The organism is Bacillota bacterium (genome assembly GCA_013178125.1).
Classification (GTDB): Bacteria; Bacillota; SHA-98; order Ch115; family JABLXJ01; genus JABLXL01.
In genome coordinates, this window is sequence record JABLXJ010000050.1 from 1 (window position 1) to 3,500 (window position 3,500).

General features: G+C 43.0%; 3 protein-coding genes. All 3 read right to left on the reverse strand.

Annotated features, from left to right (window positions below; all coding sequences use genetic code 11):
* Nucleotides 1-294 precede the first annotated feature (294 nt).
* Nucleotides 295-966: a glucose-1-phosphate thymidylyltransferase gene (locus tag HPY71_15630; protein ID NPV54918.1), complete on the reverse strand. Its 672-nt coding sequence runs from the start codon at nt 964-966 to the stop codon at nt 295-297.
* Nucleotides 967-998: 32 nt separating this feature from the next.
* Nucleotides 999-1,742, reverse strand: coding sequence for an SDR family oxidoreductase (locus HPY71_15635; protein NPV54919.1), 744 nt, complete (start codon nt 1,740-1,742; stop codon nt 999-1,001).
* A 203-nt stretch (nt 1,743-1,945) separates the two neighbouring features.
* Complete coding sequence (locus tag HPY71_15640; GenBank protein ID NPV54920.1) at nt 1,946-2,734, reverse strand: DeoR/GlpR transcriptional regulator; 789 nt, start codon at nt 2,732-2,734, stop codon at nt 1,946-1,948.
* Nucleotides 2,735-3,500: the final 766 nt, after the last annotated feature.

Consider the following 3,500-nt stretch of genomic DNA (forward strand, 5'->3'; position numbering starts at 1 on the left):
CTAAAATGTCAAGGTTCAAGAACTGCTGACTTGTGATCTTTGAAAAAAGCTCGTAAAGTCAGCCGGGCATCCTATTATCCAAGTTACCACGGGATAGAGAAATTTTCTTTAATTTACCTATTGACATCGCACCGTAAGTCTATCTACAGGTTACGATTCCTCACTAACTAAGAGGGAATTCTGTATCGGACCCGTTTGTTTAACTATTCACCTTTTCAAAACTTGCTATCTATAACATAGGATCGCCCTTTCCAGATTGGACTCCCCCATGCAAAAAGTCTAGATATAGAAAGATCACACTCTACGGCAGACCTCTTGTGTCTGGATGATTTTAACTATATGGTTTTCGGGATAATAGCCCCTCAACGATGCATTAGGGTAAACAAGAGTTCCCTTACCGATGAGAGTACCAGGGTTTAGGACACAGTTACTACCGATAGCAACATGATCTCCCACCACCGCTCCAAATCTTGTCAAACCGGTATCATATAGACTCTTACCAACCTTAATTTTAATTGTCCCTCCTAATAAAGTGCGGTTGGAGCACCTGACACCCGCGCCAAGAAGCACTCCTTTACCCAATAGACTATTACCAACATAAGCAAAATGTGGGATCTCTACTTCATCAAATAGGATGGAACTCTTAACTTCGCTAGCATGGCCGATGATACAGTTATTGCCAACAATTATATTTCCTCTTAAGTATGCACCTTGTCGAACGATGCAATTTCTGCCTATCAGGGTGGGTCCAATAATTACCGCACCGGGTTCTACTATGGTACCGTCACCTATCATTACCTCCCCACTTACAATTGCACCTGGCATTAACTTACCATTTATGGATGTATGAACTACATTACACACGTACTTATCTAGTCTATTCATGGCTTCCCATACATACTGAACCCCAGCGAAAATTCCCGTATGGGCAAAACCAGCGAGGTCAAAGAAATCATTTGGATGCATAAATCTGATTCCCCTACCTCTCTCGGGTTCCATCAGAAGACCAGCATGCCACCATCTACAGGGATCGTCACACCTGTAATGAAATCTGAAGCTTTGGAAGATAAAAATATAATTGTTCCTATGATCTCTTCCGGCTCGGCAATTCGACCCATTGGCGTCCGATCAACTATACTTTTGAGTCGTTCCTCATTTGCCCAAACATATTCTGTCATTGATGTCCTGAAGAAGCCTGGAGCTATGGCATTAACATTTACATTGTACTTTGCCCATTCTACTGCTAAAGTCTTGGTAATTGAGATAACTCCTGCTTTGCTAACGTTATAGCTAATGAACCCAGGATAGCCAATATAGCCGCACCTCGACGCCATATTTATAATTTTACCTTTGCGACGTTCAATCATCTTCCGACCAATAATCTGAGAGCAAAGGAAAACTCCCGTCGTATTAACATCTAAAACCTTTTGCCAAGCACCGAGACTCATCTCTTCAGCTGATGCGCCAATAGCAATCCCCGCAGCGTTAACAAGAATATCAATCTGTGCATAGTCAGATAGTATGTTTTGTAAAAACGCTGAAATATCATCCGGATTTGTCACATCAAAATTGTAGAGTTTAGTTGCACCCTCTACCGGCTGAAGATGCCCCCCATAGTCAGCCGCGATAACCGCAGCGCCTACGCCTGCCAAGCCCTTAACTATAGACCGGCCCAAACCACCACAGGCTCCAGTAACAATAGCTACTTCCCCTCTCAAGTCAAATAAATTATTATCTAGCATACCCGCCGTCCTCCTTGCAAAGACTCCCCATTTAGAAAAATCCCTATCAAAAGAAGGCTTTCTGCTATAAGTCCTAGTCCATGAAACTGTTGATCTCTGCCAATCAGGTTGGATTTTTATTAAATTTTAAGGCCGCTCTAAAAGCTCTTGTCTTATCACTCTTATGGACCCTTAAACATAATCCTCAGGATACCTCTAGACTCTTACTGTGCTACGAGAACTTCAATCCCTAACCTAAGAAGGTTTTCCCGCATATCCTCACTAATACCTGAATCAGTAACAACCGTATGAATAACAGAAATTGGTGCTATCTTGATGGGAGCAACCCTCTCAAACTTGGTATGATCGGCAACCAGAATCGCCTTTTGTGTAACCTTAAGCATGGTTTTCTTAGCTTCAACCTCATCCATCCTGTAGTCAGTCAATCCTTTTTCAAGAGACACCCCACCAACCCCTAAGAAGAGTTTGTTTGCATTAAAGCGTTGAAAGAATTCCTCTGTCATGCCCCCTACGAGAGAAAGCTCTTCAGGCCTTACCGCACCTCCCATCAGAATAGTGTCGACCCCCTGTTTCTTTGAAAGCACTAGGACATTAGGTATCCAGTTCGTCAATACCGTAACTCTCTTACCGCTTGCGAGATGTTTCGCGACCTGTAATGGAGTCGTACCAACATCTAAAATGATAACATCGCCATCCGAAACCAGATCGGCTGCCGCTCGGCCTATAATACGCTTTTCATGCACGTTTTCCGAAGCTCGAATAATATATGGCGGCTCATAATCATCGGTCCTTGCGGCCACGGCACCCCCGTGAGTTCTATGAAGTTTCCCTAGCTGTTCAAGTTCGGTCAAGTCCCTCCGGATTGTCATTTCTGAAACCTTGAACAGCTTCGCCATTTCTGTAACACCTATAGCACCTTTTTGGCGAAGTAGATCGCAGATTTGCAGATGTCTCTCTTCGCGAATCCGGCCGTCGGTCTGAATTGCTGACATTTCATGCCTCCTGGTTTACCTGTTCGATAAGGACATAAAGTATGTTTACTAATGTTTTATATATACTCCATAATGTTCGATATTCCTTCTTTGATAGATTAAAAAATTTTACCTGACGCATAGTGATACAAAATCTGAGGCTGAGTATGGCAGAGTTCACACGGGAGGGCCTAAAATCAACCTGAATTTGTCACCTTTGTGACGCCTATAGTGCCTTTTGGCGAAATCGATCGTAAATTTGTAGATATCTTCCCTCGCGGAACCGGCCATCTTATCTGAATCATCAACGTTTGCGCCTCCCAGCCTATCCGTTTGATGAGAACATTAAATATGTTTACTAATGTTTTATATATACTCCATAATGTTCGATATCCCTCCTTTATTAACCGGAAGTACTGTGAAAGTACAAAAACTAGGGACTTCTAGTACTACTTTGTTAAGTATGGGCAAAAGGCCAGCTAAATGGCATATAACCTACATTTCGCACCCCTAAGGGATATGCGGTGACATTTTTTGAGGTCACATGTGAAGGTGAGATTTTTAGTAACAATTATACATTTATAGGGTTATCTGGTATATATTTACTTGTACTTTCCCCTGCTTTTATGTACAATGGAGGCGGGGGTGTTTCCTATGGTTCCATCCTTGAAGATATTTCACGCTGGGCCCGCTCCTCTTATCTCGGCATTGTTCGATGCCCTTGGGATCAGTAAGACTCTGGATTCTGTCCTTGCCTGGGACGAGACTCAGTGTAAGCTGCCTCCAT